Here is a 19,842-nt window from a genome sequence, read left to right on the forward strand (position 1 = left end):
AATAAGCACTGTTTTCACATGCGGACAGTTCATTGTCCGAGAATGCTTGATGGAGATTTTATGCCCCCCCATGCCGACTGGAATGCAGCCTCGTTGTCTGCCAAGCATTATTCCAGAACATGGTGTAAGGATGAGCCGGGCGGGGTCATCATTGGCTTTGATCTTGATGGGGTGAAATTTGCTTATGCCGGAGGGCTTGAGAGCCTTTCGACAGGTATTCCTTTCACGGCAAATACTGTTATCCGATATGCGTCCATCACCAAGCATATTTTTTGCACGATGCTGTTGCGCCATTCCGACTTGATTGCCCTTGATGATCGCCTTGGTGAGCACATTCCAGAGTTGCAGATGCCACTCGCTGATGTGACCGTCGCCCGTGCATTGGATATGACGGGCGGCTTACCGGATGCGCGTGAGTGCCTGACGCTATTGGGACTATCCGTATATTCTCATACGAATGCAGCAAGCCTGATGGAGTTTCTTGCCAGTTTAGAGCGGCTTAATTTTCCCGCAGGCACGGAATTATCATATTCCAATACCGGGTATCGACTGGTTGAATCGGCATTCGAGCGCAGAGGTGTTTTGTTAAAAGACTATGTGCGCTCTGGAATAAATCAGCCCCTTAATATCTGTATGGAAGCTCCAGATGAGTGGGCTGATCCCGTCAAAGGTCTTGTCCCTGGGTACTTTAAAGCCAATGGGAAATGGCAGCAAAGCAGCGCGGGTTTACATCTTTCCGCATCGGGTAGCGTGGCGGGTAGCGGTATGGCGCTCACAAAATGGCTGCAAGCCCTTTTGGCCGGTGACGGCGCATCGAACGGATTGCTCTCGACACTCTCAGCGGAGCATTTTCTAAGTGACGGTCGTCCGACAGGTTACGGTTTAGGTCTGCGCTGGGATGATATTGACGGGAAGCGGGTCATTGGTCATGGCGGCTCGCATCCGGGCTATAAAAGTTATTTCTTGCTAGATACGATCGATAAAACCGGCATAGTCGTTGTCTGTAATCGAGAAGATGCCGACACACATACAATCGCACGTGACTGCATGGCGGCACTTTATGGGCTATCTCTGCCTGAAAAGACGTCCACGATTCCGGATGGTTTGTATGTTGCCGACACTGGCCCATTCTGGCTTGAGATGCGTGACGGCTTTGCAAATTATCTCGGCGCCGAAGACAGACTTTACGATGTTGGGGACGGTTGGACTTCCTCCTTGTCTGCCTCATCACCGATGAAATTGCGCTGGGATGGTGACTTTCTGCAAGGGGAAATTGGCCATGTGAGGCGTAAATTGCGGCCAGTGCATCCAAAGCCAGTCGCAAAAGAATTTGACGGACGCTGGAATGCTCCGATTTATGGAGCGTCATTCACCGTGGATAATGGCCACATTATTATGGGGATCGGCCCGACGCGTCAGATCATGCCGCTTGAAGATTTGGGCCATGGTCGCGCCTTGTTTGCGTTGCAGGATGGGCCTTGGAGCAAGCGCATCTGCATACATCTCATTGGTGAAAACAGGCTTGAATTGGTTCTCAATCGGAGCCGAGTCATCGAATATCAGCGTTGAAGTTGCTTCATTGTGTTACTTTCGGGAAATTGATTCCGAAAATGATTTGAATGGAGTGAGCCAATGCTGGAACAGATGATCGATCAGGGTGCCGGTCGTGAGCCCGCCGATATCGTGTTGAAAGGTGGTCGCTTCTTTGATCTGGTAACTGGTGAACTGGTTGAGAGCGACATTGCGATTTGTGGTGATCGCATTGTTGGGACATTCGGCACATATCATGGCAAACAAGAGATCGATATAAGCGGGCGTATTGTTGTTCCGGGCTTTATCGATACGCATCTCCATATTGAATCATCACACATTACACCGCATGAGTTTGATCGTTGCGTGCTGCCGCAGGGTGTTACAACTGTCGTTTGCGATCCGCATGAGATCGCCAATGTGCTGGGTGCTGAAGGTTTAAAATATTTCCTTGATAGTTCGCTTGAGACTATCATGGATATTCGCGTGCAGCTTTCAAGCTGTGTGCCCGCGACCCACATGGAAACTTCGGGCTCCGAACTCCTGATCGATGATCTTTTGCCGTTTGCTGACCACCCAAAAGTAATCGGTCTTGCCGAATTCATGAACTTCCCCGGTGTTCTTTCAAAAGACCCTGAATGTATGGCTAAGCTCAAAGCCTTTCAGGGACGTCACATTGATGGTCATGCGCCGCTTCTGCGTGGATTCGACCTGAATGGTTACATTGCTGCTGGTATTCGCACAGAGCATGAAGCGACCAGCGCGGAAGAGGCGCTGGAAAAAATGCGTAAGGGCATGCATGTGCTGGTGCGCGAGGGTTCGGTCTCGAAAGACCTGCACGCTTTGATGCCGATCATCACTGAACGTCATTCGCCGTTCTTGTCGCTTTGCACCGATGATCGCAATCCGCTCGATATCGCTGATCAGGGACATCTCGATTATCTTATTCGCACGGCCATTGCCGGTGGCGTAGAGCCGTTGGCAATCTACCGCGCTGCAAGTGTCTCGGCTGCGCGTGCTTTTGGGATGCATGATCGCGGTCTGGTGGCGCCGGGACAGCGCGCCGATCTTGTGATCATTGATAGTCTTGAAAGCTGTCACGCAGAAATCGTGCTTTCTGCGGGAAGGGTGGTTTCGAAAGAGTTGTTCGCAACCCGCAAAACGGTCGCCGAAGTTGGTCGTAACAGCGTTAAGGCGCAAAAGGTCAGCGCAACGAATTTCCGGTCGCAATCTAACAGCGGTAAAACCCGTGCCATCGGCATTGTTCCGGGTAAGATCATCACCGAAAGCCTCGAATTTGATCTGAAAGTCGGTCCGCATGGCGTTGAACCTGATCTTGAGCGCGATGTGGTCAAAATTGCGGTGGTTGAGCGTCATGGCAAGAACGGCAATATTGCTACCGGATTTGTTCATGGATTTGGCTTAAAAGCTGGCGCTATTGCATCGACTGTGAGCCACGACAGTCATAATATCTGTGTGGTCGGGGTTTCCGATGAGGACATCGCGGCTGCGACGAACCGTCTGGGCGAAATCGAAGGTGGCTTTGTTGTTGTGCGAGATGGCAAAGTACTCGCAGAAATGCCTTTGCCGATCGCAGGGTTAATGAGTGTTGAACCTTACGAAACCGTGCGCGAGCAGCTCCGCACGCTGCGCCATGCCGCAGAAGAACTGGGCTCCACACTGGAAGAACCGTTCCTCCAGTTGGCCTTTGTCGCTCTGCCCGTTATTCCGCACCTCAAGATCACGGATCGGGGGCTTGTCGATGTTGATAAGTTTGAGTTTGTCGGGAATTAGTATTGTGTCATAAATGCTTTAAAATTTCTTGTTAAGGCGCTGGCAAAAATAGGATTTTTGACCATGCAATTTTTGAATACTTTCAACTTTTTTCCGTTTCTCGATACGGCAGTGAGTTACACTGCCGCTTTCATCTTTGGTACATTGATCGGTGCGGAGCGTCAGTATCGTCAGCGAACAGCTGGCTTGCGAACCAATGCGCTCGTTGCGCTTGGCGCTGCTGCGTTCGTCGATCTTGCTGCGCGTCTTGCGGGCAATGCTGAAGCTTTGCGCGTGATCGCATATGTGGTTTCCGGGGTTGGCTTCCTCGGTGCCGGTGTCATCATGAAGGAAGGCATGAATGTCCGCGGCCTTAATACGGCTGCGACGCTGTGGTGCTCTGCAGCGGTCGGTGCCTGCGCCGGCACGGATATGCTGGCGGAAGCAGCATTGTTGACCGTTTACGTTTTGCTTGGAAACACGCTGCTCCGTCCGCTCGTCAATCTCATTAACCGTATTCCCGTTGATCAGCAGGCGCTCGAACAAACCTATGAGGTTCGGGTTATCGCCTCTCACAACGCTATGGAAGAAATGCGAGAATTGCTCGTTGAAAAGCTGGCACAGGCCAAATATCCGGTGGGTGACGTGGAGATTTCCGATCGGAATGCCGAGACGGTTGAGATTCTCGCAACACTTGTAAATACGTCAATTGACCCCGAAGAAATCGACGCAGTCACGCAGTTTATGGAAAAACATCCGGGCGTATTTTATGCAGGATGGGAAGGCAGTTCCAAAGATTGATTACCGATCAATCCGCGTCGACAAAATGATCGAGGACATGGTGCGTTCAACGCCTTCGAGCGCACCAATCGTGTCGAGGACAATATCCAGCTCTTGGATCGACGGCGCTTCGACCACTACAATCATATCGAAATGACCGCTAACGGAGTGCAATGTGCGCACAGCCATGATACCGCGCAGCGCGGTTTCAACTTTTGGTGCAAATTTCGGCAGCGCCGTCACAAGCACATGCGCACGCACGAGATCGCGCTCAAATTCGGGAGCGATTCGAACGGTATAGCCTTCGATGACGCCGCGCTTTTCCAGCTTTTCCAGCCTGCTTTGCACAGTCGTGCGTGATACACCGAGCTTCCGTGCAAGGTCGGCGGTTGAGGCGCGTGCGTTTTCACGCAACAGCGCGATAAGGGCAAGATCGGCATTTGTCGTCATAATGCATATTATTTACGTCAAATTGCACAAACAAACAACGTGAAATCGTCAGTTTATACGCTTCTTTTCGCCGAAAAATATGAGATTCTTAGCGCATCGAAATTGAAATACCCAAACAGATTTACAGGGGAATACACATGAAAGAGATCGTTGTTGTTGGTGCGGGCAAAATCGGCGCAACCATTGCCGATCTTCTGGCTTCGACTGGTGACTATGCTGTAACGGTTATCGACCGTTCGCAGGCACAGCTTGATGCACTGGACACGGGTGCGGAAGTTAAGACGCAAGCGCTTGACATTGCTGACGCCAAAGCGCTTGAAGCTGTTTTGACCGGCAAGTTTGCGGTTCTGAGTGCTGCTCCATTCCAGCTCACCACACTGATCGCAGAGGCAGCAGCCAAGACCGGCGTGCATTATCTTGATCTGACCGAAGACGTTGCAAGCACCAAGCGTGTCATGGAACTGGCGAAGGATGCAAACACTGCATTCATTCCACAGTGCGGTTTGGCTCCGGGCTTCATCTCGATCGTTGCTTATGATCTTGCAAAGCGCTTTGACACTTTGGAAAATGTGCGTATGCGCGTTGGTGCTCTGCCAGAATTCCCCTCGAATGCTCTTAACTACAATCTCACATGGAGCACCGACGGTCTGATCAACGAATATATCGAACCATGCGAAGCTATCGTCAACGGCCAGCTCACCAAGGTTCCAGCTCTTGAAGAGCGTGAAGAGTTCTCGCTCGACGGCGTAACTTACGAAGCGTTCAACACATCTGGCGGCCTCGGCACGCTTTGCGATACGCTTGAAGGCAAAGTGCGCACGCTCAACTACCGCACCATCCGTTATCCAGGTCACGTTGCGCTGATGAAGGCGCTGCTGAACGATCTTGGCTTGCGTCATCGCCGTGAAGTGCTGAAAGACATTTTCGAAAATGCGCTGCCAAGCACACTTCAGGACGTTATTGTGATTTTCGTAACGGTTTCGGGCACCAAGAACGGTCGTCTGGTTCAGGAAACCTATGCCAACAAAGTCTATGCCAATCAGGTTGGCAAGATCGTTCGTTCCGGCATCCAGATCACGACAGCATCGGCAATTTGTGCAGTGCTCGACATGCTTGCCAAGGGTGAAATTGCGCAGAAGGGCTTTGTTCGTCAGGAAGACATCACGCTTGATGCATTCCTCGCAAACCGCTTTGGTAAAGCCTATGCTCAGGAAGATCACGCAACGCGTTTGGTTGCCTGAAAGCACCATTAAAGCCATATCGGACCCGTTGCGTTTTACACGCAGCGGGTCATTTTGCATTTGAATATGATCAAAGTTGCAATTGAATGTGTTCGGCTTTGCGGGCAATCCGGATACAGAAATTAAACTGCCCGAGACTAAAAAATGGAATAGGGAAGCGATGTTTAAAACAATTTTGCTGGCCGGTCTGGCCTCTGTTGTTCTTGCCCTGCCTGTGCAGGCGAAGGAATGGAAAGAAATCCGTATCGCCAGTGAGGGCGCTTATCCGCCCTTCAATTATATGTCGCCGGATGGCAAGCTTATTGGCTTTGATATCGATATTGCCAATGCGCTTTGCGAAGCGATGGAAGCCAAGTGTGAAATCGTAGCCAACGATTGGGACGGCATGATCCCGGGTCTTCAGGCCAAAAAATTTGATGCCGTCATTGCTTCTATGGCAATTACGCCTGAGCGCGAAAAGCAGGTTGCTTTTTCTGAACGCTATTACACAACGCCGCTGGCTGTCGTGGTTCCGAAAGACACCGATATTACCTCGCTTGAGCCGTCTGCTTTTAACGGTAAGACCGTCGGCGCCCAGGCTGGCACGACACAGGGCAATTATGCCGATGATGTCTATGGCAAGGCTGGTGCAGATGTTAAGCTTTATCCGACAGCGGACGAAGCCAATGCCGATCTTGAGAATGGACGTATTGATGCCATTGCCGCCGACAAGTTTCTTGCAGCTGACTGGCTGAAGAAGCAGGGCGCTGATTGCTGCAAGTTCCTCGGCGATATTCCTGGCTCGGAAACCAAGATTTCGGTCGCTCTGCGTCAGGGGGACGACGATCTGCGTGAGCAATTCAATGCGGCCATCAAAAAAATCCGTGAAGATGGCACCTACGAAACAATTCGCAAGAAGTATTTCGACTTCGATATCTATTGATAGAATTTATGAGCGCCGCCAAATGTTTAACTTGAAACTGGCGGCGCTCGGTGCTTCATTGAGAACATAATATAGCGGGTGAAGAGCCCGCAAAACATAGCCATAACAAAGCCTAAGGGGAATATTATGTTGAAATCAATCCTGTTTGCAGGCGTCGCTTCCATTATCGCTGCACTTCCAGCACAAGCCAAAGAATGGAAGGAAATCAAGATTGCGACGGAAGGGGCTTATCCGCCGTTTAATTTCGTTGCAGCCGATGGCTCATTGCAAGGTCTCGATGTTGATATTGCCAATGCCCTATGCAAGGCAATGGATGCGAAATGCACCATCGTTGCAAATGATTGGGACGGCATGATCCCCGGTCTCCAGACCGACAAGTTTGACGCTGTTATTGCGTCGATGAGTGTGACGGAAGAGCGTCAAAAGCAGGTTTCGTTTACCGACAAATATTATTCTACGCCACTGTCTGTGGCAGTGCCTAAAGACAGCCCGATCACGTCGCTTGATGCAGAAGCTTTCAAGGGGAAAACTGTCGGTGCACAGGGATCGACTACGCAGGGCACCTATGCGGAAGACGTCTATGGCAAAGCTGGCGCGGACGTAAAATTGTATCCAACTGCCGATGAAGCCAATGCCGATCTTAAAAGCGGTCGTCTTGATGCTGTGGTTTCCGACAAATTCCCGATTTCTGACTGGATTAAGGCTGATGGGGCGGATTGCTGCAAATTGATTGGCGATGTGCCCGGCACGCAGACTGATACGGCTATTGCGGTACGTCAGGGTGATAATGATTTGCGCGAACAGTTCAATGTTGCCATCAAGAAAATTCGCGATGACGGCACTTATGCAACCATCGTGAAGAAGTATTTCGACTTTGACATTTATTGATCGAAGATAAGTGACTTGTAAAAGTTACGCGAGTTTGATGTATGAGTGCGCGCACTGACAAACACTCGGTGCGCGCATTCATTTCATGCAATGGGTTGGGGATACCATGCTGCAACAAGATGTCATCGTTCTGGGCGCAGGTATCGTCGGTGTTTCGGCAGCACTTCATTTGCAAGCGCGCGGACGTTCGGTCACGCTGATTGATCGAGGCGAGCCGGGGCAGGGCACAAGCTTTGGCAATGCAGGGCTCATTGAGCGCTCAAGTGTCATTCCCTATTCGTTTCCGCAAGGGTTTGGCACGCTGCTGCGTTATGGGCTAAACCGCCGTTCCGATGTGCGTTACGATCCGTTTTATGTGTCACGCATTGCGCGCTGGCTGTTCCAATATTGGCGTGAATCCTCGCCAGAACGTCTCAAGATCGCAACTGCTGCGATGTTGCCATTGGTCGAAGCGAGTGTGCGTGAGCATGATGCGCTGATCACGCAGGCGGGTTGTGAACGCCTTGTGCGCTCGCAGGGCTGGATTGAAGTCTTCCGGAGTGAGCCTGCTTTTCAGGCGGCAGTTCAGCGCTTGCCGCAGTTGCAGCGCTTTAATCTTGCTTATGATGTTCTTGATGCGCAAGCGCTGAAACAGCGAGAAACCACGCTGGGCGATGTTGCTGGTGGTATCCATTGGCTCGATCCTAAAACCATTGTCAATCCGGGCGGTCTGGTTCAGGCCTATGCGGATTTATTCCGGTCAAATGGTGGCCGGTTTGTTCATGGTGATGCGGCAACGCTTTCGGAAAGCATGAATGGTTGGCAAGTGACGACCGAGGAAGGGCCAACATTTGCGCGTGAGGTTGTGGTGGCTCTTGGTCCGCAATCGGGCCTGATTTTCCAGAAGTTTGGTTATACAATTCCGCTTGGCATAAAGCGTGGTCATCATATGCATTTTGAAATGCTGGATGGCGAGCGGCTTGGCCATACGGTTGTTGATGAAGAGGCGGGCTATGTGCTTGCGCCAATGGTGCAGGGCGTTCGTCTTTCGACAGGCATCGAGTTCGCGTCACCTGATGCTCCGGCTAATTTCATTCAGCTCAAACGGGCTGAAAAGATTGCGCGTCGGCTTCTACCGCAGCTGGGTGCGCCCGTTGAAACTAAGCCGTGGCTTGGCTTGCGGCCATGTCTGCCAGATATGCGCCCGGTGATTGGCCCTGCGCCGCGCCACAAGGGGCTTTGGTTTGATTTCGGTCATGCGCATCATGGCTTGACGCTGGGCCCTGCAAGTGGCCGTCTGTTGGCCGAGATGATGACAGGCGAGAAAACATTTACTGATCCGGCACCGTATTCAGCAAGTCGATTTCTGTAATCGTCTTCAAATTTTGCGGAGCGGTCTTGTCAGCCGCGACAAAGCGGGGTTATCAATTGACCCCCGTCACATCCGCGCTCTGCGGGCAAATCGATCCGGAAAAATCTCGTGAAAATGAAACCTTTGGGCCGCACAGGCCTCAATGTTACCGATATCTGCCTCGGCACCATGACCTGGGGCGTTCAGAATACTGAAAACGACGCGCATGAACAGCTTGATTTTGCTGTCGATGCAGGTGTCAATTTTATCGATACGGCTGAAGGCTATGCCATTCCGATGACCCCGGAAAGCTATGGCAAAACCGAAACCTACATTGGCAACTGGTTCAAGAAATCTGGTAAGCGAGATCGCATCATTCTCGCCAGCAAGATAGCTGGTGGTGGTCGTCAGGAATGGATTCGCGGCGGCGCAAAGCCGAGCCGTGCAAGCGTTGCTGAAGCCGTTAATGACAGCCTGAAGCGCCTGCAGACTGACTATATTGATCTTTATCAGATCCATTGGCCATCGCGCCCACATTATCACTTCGGTCAGGGCTGGGATTTTAATCCATCCAATGTAGACCCGAAAGCTGAACGCGAACAAATCCATGATGTTCTGCTCGGTCTTGAAGATGCGGTTCGTGCAGGCAAAATCCGTCACGTCGGCCTTTCCAACGAAACGGCTTGGGGCACAATGCAGTGGCTCAAGATTGCAGAAGAACACAATCTGCCGCGTATGGCGTCGATCCAGAACGAATATGGTCTTTTGCAGCGTGAGTTTGATCACGATATGGCAGAGGTATCGCTCTTCGAAGACGTTGGTTTGCTTGCTTATTCCACGCTTGCTGCCGGTGTGCTGACGGGTAAATATCTTGATGGAAAAATCCCCGAAGGTTCACGCGCATCTGTGATGGATGGTGGCATGTGGCGGGATAATTCCTATTCTGAGCCAGCTATTCGTGCTTATATCGACGTCGCTGAAAAGCATGGTCTTGATATTGCACAGATGGCGATTGCTTTCTCTGCTTCAAGGCCGTTTATGACATCGGTAATCATTGGCGCTACGACTATCGATCAGCTTAAGACCAATATTGCTGCGGGTGCGCTACAGCTTTCCGATGAAGTTCTGGTAGACATCGAAAAAGTCTATCGTTCTTATCCGCGGCCTCTCTGACTACGAGCCGGCCAGCCGCAGATATGCGGCTGGCTTCAGCCTCTGAGATAGATTTCGTGTTTGACGATCCAATCGTCGATTGGCGTATCGCTTGATGAACTCACAATCACCAACCGGTCAAACCGAAGCTTTCGGCCTGAAAGCTCCTTGGAGAGCCGTTGCATCTCAGCTCTCTTCAGAATTGTGTCTTCAATACCATAGGCCAGTGAGACATGCGGCATAAAGCTTTGCAAGCTCGCATCACTGGATATTTCAAGGGAGTCCTGTTTGAGGCGCATCAATGTAGGCGCCTTTTCAAGGGCGGCATAGAAAGAGCGAAAATAGGCGTCGCTTCCCGTGACGTCTTCAATTAGCAGCTCCAGCGGTTTGCGACCTATTGCGAGACTCAACACGTGTGGCAGAAGGTCTTCTGCCGACAGTTTCATATCTGGTACGAGCGTTGCATGTGGCTCAAATACTGGTGAGTTAAAGCGCTGAGCCAGTTCTCTGACGATTTTCTCGAGGAAAACGAGATCATCATGCGCGGGCCGTAGCCAGATAGAATGATCGGACATCAGGATTGGCTTCCACTTGAAGAGTTTTCCGTTTTGAGCGGGCGTACGCTGCCACGCAGGATCAGTGGCGTGTCAATCATCACCATCTGCGGAGGCGCATTGGGCGCGCTTTGCCGCTCATCAAGCATTCGGATAATTTCCGCTGAGAGACGCTCGGCATTCTGGTCGAATGTGGTGAGACGATAAGCTCCCCAGCGCGCTTCGGTTACATTATCGAAACCGATGACGGAGAGGTCTTTCGGGATGGAGAGGTTAAATACGTCACGCGCACAATCGATCAGTCCAAATGCCATCAGATCATTGACGCAAAATACCGCTTCGACATGATCTCGTTCGCTCAGCAGAAGGGACGCTGCCGCAAAGCCGCCATCATAATCCGTGAATTCTCCGCGCTGTACGCTGACACTGAGACCTAAGTTTTTAGCCCGAGCGATATAGGCCTCTTCGCGTTCCAGCAGATTGGGACTGCGAACATTGGAAGTAACCAACCCCAGCCGCTTCATCCCGCGCGCAGCAAACACATCCACAGCAGTTTCTGCGGCCTGTTTGTTATTGATCCGTATGTGGTCGGGACCATCTTCGTTGCGTCCTACAACGATCAGCGTATGGCCGTTGCGCTGCGCCAGTTCAACAAAAGACGATGACGGCATGCCGGAGAGAACGACTGTCGCCTCGGCTCTATAGCGCAACAAGGTCTGGTGTGCGGCAGAAAGATTTTCACCATGTTGCCCGGTCGGGATGAGAACGGGAACGCTTCCACGTGCCGTTAAACGACGGGATAAGGCTGCGATCTGGCGCGAGCGGAAAGGACTTGCCGGATCGGCTGCGATCATGCCGACGATGCGACTGCGGTTGGCAAGCAAGCCACGCGCCAGATCGTTGACCTGATAGCCAAGCTTTTCGGCCGCTTTGATCACTTTCTCACGCGTTGAGGGTGAGACACTGGCTCCAGGTGTGAAAGTGCGAGAGACCGCCGAGCGCGATACGCCAGCCTCCACTGCAACTTCGTGTGCGCTGATAAAACGCGGCTGGTTTTCGGGAGTCTCGTCCTGAAAACGATCTTTGTCGGTCATAATTATCGACCCACTTTCGAGAGGACATCGGCACGCAGGAAGCGCTCAACCACAAACATAAACGCAATGGACGGCACCAGTAGGATCAGCGCACTGATTGACGCGATCTGATAGTTGCCACCCGAGCTTGCTGTATAGAGCATCAGCGGCAATGTTGTAATGTCAGGCGCGCCCACAAAATATGTCCCGGTGAATTCATCCAGTGATTCAAGGAACACAAAGATTGCACTGGCAAGCAGGCCGGGTGCGGCGATTGGCAATGTGATGTGGAAGAAGGTCTTTAAGGCGGATGCGCCCATGGAGCGTGCGGCTTCTTCCAACTCGCGATCAATCGCAGAGAAGGCGGCTGTTGCGATCCACACCGCATAGACCAGACCATGCGTTACATGCACCAAAACAACGCCGGTAATCGTGCCGTTCAAACGCAGAGAATAGAACATCTGCGCAATATTGACGTAGATTGGCAGGTTTGGAAATGCTTGCGGGATCAGCAGGATAAGCAATACAAGCCCACGAAACGGCAATTTCAGGCGTGCCAGTGCATAGCCCGCGGGAATGGCAAGGCCAAGCGAAACTACCACTGTCAGGCTTGCGATGATGACGCTAGTGCCGAGCGACGACAGGGCATTGCCGCGTGGTGAAAATACATTCGCCCAGAAGGAGAAGCCATATTGAATGGGCAATGTGTGCGGGAAATACCAGCGTTCAGCCACAGCCCAGAGAAGAAGGTTCGCCAGCGGACCAAAGATTGCAAAAGCCAGCAAACCAAGCACGATGCCACGCGGTATCCAGCGCCAGTCAAAGACGTTGCTCATTAGCCATGCTCCTTCATGGTTTGTCTAAGATAAACCCATGCAACCAGACTGGTCATCAGCAGCGAGATCGTGCCAAGCGCATTGGCAACACCATAGTCGCCATAGGCATTGATGCGGAACGCCATATTTGCGGTGATCATAGTTGGCGATTGGGCATTGATCATTAGCGGCACTGAAAGCACTGACATCATCGTGACGAAGCTCAGGATCAAACCAACAAGCAATGTCGGACGCACTTGCGGAAGCACGATTTCAATGAGGATGCGCAGGCGTCCGGCACCAAGGTTACGCGCTGATTCAATCGTACTGCGATCAATCGATGCCATGGCACCAGCAAGAAGTAGTGTTACGAAGGGAGTTTGTTTCCAGACAAAAGCAATGACGATACCGCGCCAGTCGAGGAAGCTCATTGCCTGAAGCGGTGTGAGAATACCACTCTCGATCAGAAGGCTGTTCATCAGGCCGTTTTTGGCGAGAAAAGTGCGTAATATCTGACCAACCACAATGAAAGGAATGAACAGTGGCCAGCGATAAAGCCAGCGCAGTACCGTAACGGCACGCTGATTGGAGCCAAGCGTCAGATAGCCACCGATAGCGATTGCGAGAAGGGCAATCAGTGCTGAGGAAAGTGTGACGATTACAAGCGTGAATAGCATGTCGCTGGAATAAAGCTCGAAAGCCTTAGTGAAATTGCCGAAGCCCCAATCTTCGCCAACGTGAAACGCTCCGGTTATCGCGCCAAACAGCGGCACGATGAACAGAAACAACACGATTGCCAGCGCGGGTGCAACCAGCAGAAAACCCGTCATTCTCTGCGACATGGATATTCCTTAAATACTGGTGAGGAGACCGGGTGCGCTGACGCACCCGGCTTAGGTTAAACTTAATTGCCGACCTGACGCTCGTATGCTTCCAGAATGGCCTTGTTGTATGGGGCGATAGGGAAAGGCTTGCCGTAGTTTGCAAGTTCTTCAGGCGAGATATCTGTAAAGAGCTTGTTCCACGTATCGGCATTGAGTTCTGCTTTGACGTGGTCAGCATCAATGCCTGGATACCAGTTGAAGCGTTCAACGATGCCTTCAGCCTGAACCTTCGGGCTGGTTGCAAGTGCTACAAACTTTTCAGCGAGTTCCTTATTCGCGCTTTTCTCCGGAATGACATAATGCATCGGCTGACCCGGCATGCCCGGCGAAGGGAGAACGAGCTTCATTTCCGGAGGGAGCTGGCCATTGGCCTTCCAAGAGTAGAACATATCAACCCAGACCGGGCCCATTGCAATTTCACCACGGCTCAGCATGTCGAGTGTTCCGGCATTGCCGGGCGTCAATGTTGCGTTAGTGGTAAAATCTTTGAGCGAGGCAAAAGCCTTGTCCCAGTTTTTCGCTTCGCCTTCTTCAAACGGGCCCTTCATCAGCTTTTCAGAATCGCCGCCGTAAGCATAGATCCAGCCCATAACGAAGCTCACGCCCGATGCACCGCCCTTGATGCCATTATAGCCGAACTGCTTAGGGTTTTCCTTGGCCCACGTGATCAGCTCGTCATAGCTCTTGGGTGGATTAGCAACGAGCGCCGGGTTGTAGGCAAGGGCCGTCTGGCTGTTGAACATTGGCATAACATAGCCATCAACATTGGTGCCGAGCGCCATTTTAGCATTATCGCGTGTAACGAGCTTGCCGCTGTCGATCTTGCTGCGATAGTTTTCGAGAAATTTCTTTTCGACCATTGGACCAGCGAATTTCTCATGGACGACAGCAACGTCTGCGTCCCACTTTTCAACGCCAGCTTTTGACTGTGCTTCGAAGCGTTCTAGAATCTTCTGTGAACCAGCATCGCCCGGACCTGTGCCAACAACACGAACCGTTGTGCCCGGATTTTCTTTCTCGAACAATGGTCCGAGATATTCGTTCACATAGTCGACCATATTCTGATCGCCTGCAGTTAGAACCGTGAGTTCTTGGGCAGCGGCAGGTGATGCCGTGAGGCCAAGGATGAGCGCTGTTTTAAAGATCGTTTTCATCGAATAAATCCTGCTTTTTATCCGCTTAGCGGAAGGTTTCGACGGTTAAATGTTGTGTACCAGTGGATGCGTGATCGGGAATTTTTGAGCGTTTAAGGGCATTTGACAGCCCGCAATTCTGTGTTGATCTGCTATACCTGCTGCGATTGGCTTGCATTGAGATGCACAGCTGTGCATAGAAAAATGAAAGCCGATTGAGGTAAGCAGATTATTTGTCGAACAGGAAAAGTGACTGTTCTGGAATGCGTATTTCAACCTGAGATCCGGGTTGGTGGCTTTCGTGTGTATCGACCAAAAGATGTTTTCCGCCGACATTCACCATGTGACGCCAGAGGCCACCGGGATAGCTTGTCTGGTCGACTGTTCCTGACAGAATAAGTTCTGGCACCGTACCTGAAATGGGCGTGCCGGGATTGGTCAGCTTTGCAGCTTCACTACGAAAGCGCGCAGTAGCGATGCCATCTGACAGATTGCGACGGCCAGCGGGAATTGTGCTTGCTTTGTTATGTGGTCCGGCTGCAATTTCAATTCGATCAGCTGTCACACTTATCGGCAACTCAACGTTGTTTTCGGCGCCCATAAAAGCTGCAACAAAGTCAGATGCCGGATGATTATAGACTTCTTCGGGTGCGCCAGCTTGGGCGACTTCACCATTGTTGAGGATCACGATGCGATCAGCCATGACCATGGCTTCTTCTCTGTCATGGGTGACATGAACCGCCGTGATGCCAAGGCGGCGTTGCAACGCGCTAATTTCGTGCCGAACAGAGAGACGAATGCGTGCATCAAGATTGGATAGCGGTTCATCCAGCAGTAGAATATCTGGTTCAATCGCGAGCGCGCGGCCAAGGGCGACGCGTTGACGCTGACCGCCGGAAAGGGCGGCTGGTTTCCGATCAAGCAGTGCATCAAGTCCTAACAACCGCGCGACTTCTTGAGTTTTGCTGCGGATTGTATCTTTCGCTGTGCCGCGAATGCGCAGTCCATAGCCGATGTTTTGCGCAACCGTCATATGTGGCCAGAGCGCATAGGACTGGAACACCAAGGCCATTCCGCGTTTATCAGGTGGCAGGCGAGTAACATCTTTTCCGCTGACGCGAATTGCGCCTTCGCTCGGCGTATTGAAACCCGCGATGGCGCGCAGCAAAGTGGTCTTGCCACAGCCCGACGAGCCAAGCAGCGCTACGAATTCACCCTTCTTAACCGAAAGGTCAACACCTTTAAGAATCTCATTGTTGCCATAACGGACGCGTGCATCCGCTACCTCCAAAAACGCAGGCATTTGCGTATCCTCCCCAGGATCGACGGCCATTTTTATTTTTTCTGCACAGCCGTGCAATGGAGATTGAAGCATTTTTATTTTACCTCGACAAGCAACAATTTTAATGCGCTGAGAATTAGGGAGCAGTTTTTATGTGCTGCCTGTTGTTGTCGTTATCTATCGAGGATTTATAACAGCCATATGACTGAGGCTGCGCAGCTGTGCAAAAACGTGGACAGCTTTACAAAGCTGCCCACGTCGCACGCAAGCTGTTCCGACACGAAAGGACAGCTCACTGGTAAATTAATCAAGCACTTTCAGGCTCATGCTGAGCTTCTGTTTTTGCCGTGCGCCACGATGAAAACAGGAAAGCTGCTATGAATATCCCCGTCATGAGCAGAACAATCGTCGGTGCTGGTGCACTGTCTATGAAGAATGACAGATAAACACCCATGAACGATGAGAACACCGCAACGATAACAGCGACGATCATCATGCTACTGAACCGGCGCGTGAGCAGAAATGCAATTGCTCCCGGTGCGATCAGCATGGCGATTGCGAGGATGATCCCAACGGCTTTCAAGACACCGACAATGGTGAGTGAGATCAGACAGAGCAGCCCGTAATGCAAAAGGCGTACCGGCAATCCGACGGCACGCGCTTGGGCCGGATCAAAAGCATGAAGCAGAAAGTCGCGCCATTTTATAATCAGTATGCCAGCGGTCACAGCGGCGATAATTGCGGTCTCGATAAGATCGCTCGTGTTGATGCCCAGAATGTCTCCAAACAGGATGTGATCAAGGTGAACTTCGGCGCGCACGGAAACATAAAGCACAAGTCCTAGCCCAAACATGCCGGAGAAGACGATTCCCATGACGGTATCTTGTTTGATGCGGCTGTTTTCTTTGAGGAATCCGGTCGCAAGCGCGCAGACCATGCCGGCAACAAAGGCCCCAATTCCAAACGGTAGACCGATCATATAGGCAATCACAACGCCCGGCAGCACTGCATGGCTGATGGCATCACCCATCAGCGACCACCCCTTGAGCACCAGAAAACAGGAGAGCAGGGCAGTTGGAATGGCAATCAACACTGACGCAATCAGCGCATAGACCATGAAGTCAAACTGAAACGGCATCAAAAGCATCTCGGGAAAGCTCATAGCTCAACCTCCTGCAATGCTTTGGCTGCGCGTCTGCGTGCTGCAAGCATGCCATGCTTGGGTGCCAGAAAAAACACAGCGAGAAAAACCAGCGTTTGCAATACGACGATGATGCCACCTGTGGCGCCGTCCATGAAATAGCTGACATAAGCGCCGATGAAACTTGTTATCGCGCCAATAAGCACCGCAATCCACAAAAGTCGTGAAAAACGGTCTGTAAGTAAGTATGCAGTCGCGCCCGGCGTCACCACCATGCAGATGACGAGAAACGCACCCACGGTCTGCATTGCAGCAACCGTCGAGGCCGAAAGCATTGTAAAAAACATGATTTTTAGTGCTGTCGGTCTTAAGCCGATGGAACGCGCATGGCTTTCATCGAAAAACACCACCATCAGGTCTTTCCATTTCAGCAAAAGCAGAGCAAGCGATACGAAGCCGATGATCGCCAATTGCAGAATATCGCCGGGCGTGATCGCGAGAATGTTGCCCAGCACGATGGTCTGAATGCTGATTGAGGTTGGCCGCAGCGAAATCATGAAAAGGCCTAAACCGAAGAAAGCCGTGAAAATTAGCCCGATAATCGCGTCTTCTTTGAGTTTTGTGCGCTGATTGAGAAACAGCATCGCAGCTGCGGCAAGTCCACCCGAAAAGAATGCCCCGATAGAAAATGGCAGGCCCAGCATATAAGCACCTGCGACGCCTGGCACGATGGAGTGGGAGAGGGCGTCACCAATGAGCGACCAGCCCTTGAGCATCAGATAGGCTGAGAGAAATGCACAAACACCACCGACGAGGGCGGAAACCCACATGGCATTGAGCATATATCCATAAGAAAAGGGTTCGAGCAGCACGGACATTAATTGTGCCCTTCCTGTTTATGCTCATAAAGCACAAATGGGCGCTCATCGTCTGTTATCACACCAATGGCTGATCGATTCTTGCTGGTCTTCTCATCGAGAATAAGGTGGCGCAACACGCCTCCGAAAGCTTTTTCGAGGTTCGATTGCGTGAAAATGTCTTCTGTAAGCCCATAGGCAAGCACCGTATTTTTAACAAGAACGGTGCGGTCGCAGAACTCAGGAACGCTGCCGAGATTGTGCGTTGAAACCAGCATCACCCGACCTTCATCGCGAAGACCGCGCAGAAGGGTTACGATTGCTTCCTCTGTTTTAACATCTACCCCCGTAAAAGGCTCATCAAGGAGGATGACTTGCGCATCCTGTGCAAGCGCGCGAGCCAGAAATACGCGCTTTTTCTGGCCACCCGATAACTCGCCGATCTGCCGCTTGCGAAAATCGAGCATGTTGACGCGACTCAAAGCCTTTTCAACCGCTTCGTGATCGGCGCGACGTGCAATGCGCATCATGCCCATATGCCCATAACGCCCCATCATGACGACGTCTTCGACCAGAACAGGAAAATTCCAGTCAACTTCTTCGCTCTGTGGAACATAAGCGACGAGGTTTTGCTTCAATGCATGCTTAACCGGCTGACCCAGAATCGAAATGTCGCCCTTAGCGAGATGGACAAAGCCCATAATTGCCTTGAAAAGCGTCGATTTACCGGAGCCGTTCACTCCAACAAGCGCAGTGATCGTGCCGGTTGGTATTTCAAAACTGGCATTGCGTAGCGCTGTATGGCCGTTGCGATATGTGACAGTCGCATTTTTCACGCTTAAGCCATGAGCTGCGCTTTGATTTAGCACGGCTTGCTCCTGAGTATGATGATTTACTCGAGCATTCATTGTTTGAGACCTTTGGCGATCGTGTCCGAAGTGACTTTCAGAAGATCAATATAGGTCGGAACTGGGCCGTCCGCTTCAGAAAGTGAATCGACATAGAGAACACCACCATATTTCGCACCGGTTTCGCGTGCGACTTGTTCTGCTGGAGCTGCTGAAACGGTGCTTTCCGAGAAAACGGCTGTGATGTTATTGGCGCGAACAGCGTCAATCACTTTCCGCACCTGCTGCGGAGTTCCCTGCTGGTCGGCATTGATTGGCCAGAGGTAAAGCTCTTTCAAATCAAAATCGCGGGCGAGGTAAGAGAACGCACCTTCACTCGTTACAAGCCAGCGCTTTTCCGCAGGAATTGATGCAAATTCAGCCTTGATTGGATCGATAGCGGCAGTAATTTCGGCTTTGTATTTTTCGGCATTGGCTTTGTAAGTGTGAGCATTGTCCGGGTCATATTTCACGAATGCGTCGCGAATGTTATCGACGTAGATAAGGGCAGAGGTTGTCGACATCCAAGCATGGGGATTTGGTTTGCCGCTGTAAGGGCCTTCGGTGATTCCCATTGGAACAACGCCATCGCTCACCACCACACTTGGAATGTTCTTGAGGCGTGAGAAAAATTTTTCGAACCAAAGCTCGAGATTTAGCCCATTCCATAGAATGAGATCAGCGCCCTGTGCTTTGATGAGATCGCCGGGGGTTGGTTGATATTCGTGGATTTCAGCGCCTGGCTTGGTAATCGATTCAATCGTCGCAGCATCGCCAGCAACATTGCGAGCTATGTCAGCGATGACTGTAAAGGTTGTAACGGCTTTGAATTTATTTTCAGCTGATGCCGTACCAATTGCGCTGAGCAAAAAGGCACTGCTCAAGAAACAAGCAAGCAGATGGCGTATCTTCAAATGAATCATGGCTTAGTCCTCTTTGCTAATAACTTGAGTTAGGTAACGGACAACGCACATAATCGCAAGTGCTTTTGCAAATCATTTGCAAAACGTTTAATTTTTTTGTTGATGCTGGATTGTTATGAGAATATACACCTATAAATTGTATTAAAACTCGTTTTATATATGAGGTGCAGGCGAGGGTGAGCGCTTCAGTTGTAATTAATTTGATTGCGGAATGTTTTATTGGCTCG

General features: G+C 51.3%; 19 protein-coding genes. 8 read left to right on the forward strand and 11 right to left on the reverse strand.

The genetic code is table 11. The annotated features are described in order from the left end of the window. The first annotated feature begins 60 nt into the window (after positions 1-60). The 3 genes from U2P60_RS05010 (at position 61) to U2P60_RS05020 (ending at position 4,104) form a co-directional block, all read left to right on the forward strand. Positions 61-1,569 (forward strand): serine hydrolase domain-containing protein, encoded by a 1,509-nt coding sequence (locus U2P60_RS05010; protein WP_413571602.1) that lies wholly within the window; start codon positions 61-63, stop codon positions 1,567-1,569. 63 nt (positions 1,570-1,632) lie between these two features. Then, entirely contained in the window at positions 1,633-3,324 is a 1,692-nt protein-coding gene (gene ade, locus U2P60_RS05015; RefSeq protein WP_413571603.1) for an adenine deaminase, read from the forward strand. A 63-nt stretch (positions 3,325-3,387) separates the two neighbouring features. After that, positions 3,388-4,104, forward strand: a complete 717-nt coding sequence (locus tag U2P60_RS05020; RefSeq protein WP_313829500.1) for an MgtC/SapB family protein — start codon at positions 3,388-3,390, stop codon at positions 4,102-4,104. Here the strand turns inward: U2P60_RS05020 and U2P60_RS05025 are convergent, their stop codons facing one another. Continuing rightward, positions 4,105-4,533 (reverse strand): Lrp/AsnC family transcriptional regulator, encoded by a 429-nt coding sequence (locus U2P60_RS05025; protein WP_313829501.1) that lies wholly within the window; start codon positions 4,531-4,533, stop codon positions 4,105-4,107. Between the two features lie 119 nt (positions 4,534-4,652). On the opposite strand from U2P60_RS05025, the gene U2P60_RS05030 reads away from it, so the two are divergent. The 5 genes from U2P60_RS05030 to U2P60_RS05050 all read left to right on the forward strand — a co-directional run bounded on the left by U2P60_RS05030 (position 4,653) and on the right by U2P60_RS05050 (position 10,087). Then, positions 4,653-5,774, forward strand: a complete 1,122-nt coding sequence (locus U2P60_RS05030) for a saccharopine dehydrogenase C-terminal domain-containing protein (protein ID WP_413571998.1) — start codon at positions 4,653-4,655, stop codon at positions 5,772-5,774. Positions 5,775-5,934: 160 nt separating this feature from the next. Next, positions 5,935-6,696 (forward strand): ABC transporter substrate-binding protein, encoded by a 762-nt coding sequence (locus tag U2P60_RS05035; RefSeq protein ID WP_413571605.1) that lies wholly within the window; start codon positions 5,935-5,937, stop codon positions 6,694-6,696. A 126-nt stretch (positions 6,697-6,822) separates the two neighbouring features. After that, positions 6,823-7,584, forward strand: a complete 762-nt coding sequence (locus tag U2P60_RS05040; protein WP_313829502.1) for an ABC transporter substrate-binding protein — start codon at positions 6,823-6,825, stop codon at positions 7,582-7,584. Positions 7,585-7,690: 106 nt separating this feature from the next. Beyond that, complete coding sequence (locus U2P60_RS05045; RefSeq protein ID WP_413571606.1) at positions 7,691-8,935, forward strand: NAD(P)/FAD-dependent oxidoreductase; 1,245 nt, start codon at positions 7,691-7,693, stop codon at positions 8,933-8,935. A gap of 114 nt (positions 8,936-9,049) precedes the next feature. Then, entirely contained in the window at positions 9,050-10,087 is a 1,038-nt protein-coding gene (locus tag U2P60_RS05050; RefSeq protein ID WP_413571999.1) for an aldo/keto reductase, read from the forward strand. Positions 10,088-10,122: 35 nt separating this feature from the next. Here the strand turns inward: U2P60_RS05050 and U2P60_RS05055 are convergent, their stop codons facing one another. From U2P60_RS05055 to U2P60_RS05100, 10 genes are all read right to left on the reverse strand, one after another. Further along, entirely contained in the window at positions 10,123-10,641 is a 519-nt protein-coding gene (locus U2P60_RS05055) for a haloacid dehalogenase (RefSeq protein WP_413571608.1), read from the reverse strand. Then, on the reverse strand, positions 10,641-11,714 hold the full coding sequence (locus tag U2P60_RS05060; RefSeq protein ID WP_413571610.1) for a LacI family DNA-binding transcriptional regulator: 1,074 nt from the start codon (positions 11,712-11,714) through the stop codon (positions 10,641-10,643). The genes U2P60_RS05055 and U2P60_RS05060 overlap by 1 nt, the downstream gene beginning before the upstream one ends. 2 nt (positions 11,715-11,716) lie before the next feature. Next, entirely contained in the window at positions 11,717-12,529 is an 813-nt protein-coding gene (locus U2P60_RS05065) for an ABC transporter permease (protein WP_413571612.1), read from the reverse strand. Continuing rightward, positions 12,529-13,350 carry an ABC transporter permease gene (locus U2P60_RS05070; RefSeq protein ID WP_413571613.1) on the reverse strand — a complete coding sequence of 274 codons (822 nt, stop codon included), beginning with the start codon at positions 13,348-13,350 and terminating at the stop codon, positions 12,529-12,531. The genes U2P60_RS05065 and U2P60_RS05070 overlap by 1 nt, the downstream gene beginning before the upstream one ends. 62 nt (positions 13,351-13,412) lie before the next feature. Further along, positions 13,413-14,546 carry an extracellular solute-binding protein gene (locus tag U2P60_RS05075; RefSeq protein ID WP_413571615.1) on the reverse strand — a complete coding sequence of 378 codons (1,134 nt, stop codon included), beginning with the start codon at positions 14,544-14,546 and terminating at the stop codon, positions 13,413-13,415. A gap of 208 nt (positions 14,547-14,754) precedes the next feature. Next, complete coding sequence (locus U2P60_RS05080; RefSeq protein WP_413571616.1) at positions 14,755-15,828, reverse strand: ABC transporter ATP-binding protein; 1,074 nt, start codon at positions 15,826-15,828, stop codon at positions 14,755-14,757. 286 nt (positions 15,829-16,114) lie between these two features. Then, on the reverse strand, positions 16,115-16,969 hold the full coding sequence (locus U2P60_RS05085) for a metal ABC transporter permease (protein WP_413571618.1): 855 nt from the start codon (positions 16,967-16,969) through the stop codon (positions 16,115-16,117). Beyond that, positions 16,966-17,826: a metal ABC transporter permease gene (locus tag U2P60_RS05090; RefSeq protein WP_413571619.1), complete on the reverse strand. Its 861-nt coding sequence runs from the start codon at positions 17,824-17,826 to the stop codon at positions 16,966-16,968. Before U2P60_RS05090 ends, U2P60_RS05085 begins: the two co-directional genes overlap by 4 nt. After that, on the reverse strand, positions 17,826-18,713 hold the full coding sequence (locus tag U2P60_RS05095; protein WP_413571621.1) for a manganese/iron ABC transporter ATP-binding protein: 888 nt from the start codon (positions 18,711-18,713) through the stop codon (positions 17,826-17,828). The genes U2P60_RS05090 and U2P60_RS05095 overlap by 1 nt, the downstream gene beginning before the upstream one ends. Further along, the gene (locus U2P60_RS05100; protein ID WP_413571622.1) at positions 18,710-19,615 is read right to left on the reverse strand and encodes a metal ABC transporter substrate-binding protein; all 906 of its coding nucleotides are present in this window, start codon (positions 19,613-19,615) and stop codon (positions 18,710-18,712) included. Before U2P60_RS05100 ends, U2P60_RS05095 begins: the two co-directional genes overlap by 4 nt. Positions 19,616-19,842: the final 227 nt, after the last annotated feature.

This window comes from Brucella sp. H1_1004, assembly GCF_047308065.1.
In the GTDB taxonomy this organism is placed as follows: domain Bacteria; phylum Pseudomonadota; class Alphaproteobacteria; order Rhizobiales; family Rhizobiaceae; genus Brucella; species Brucella pseudogrignonensis_B.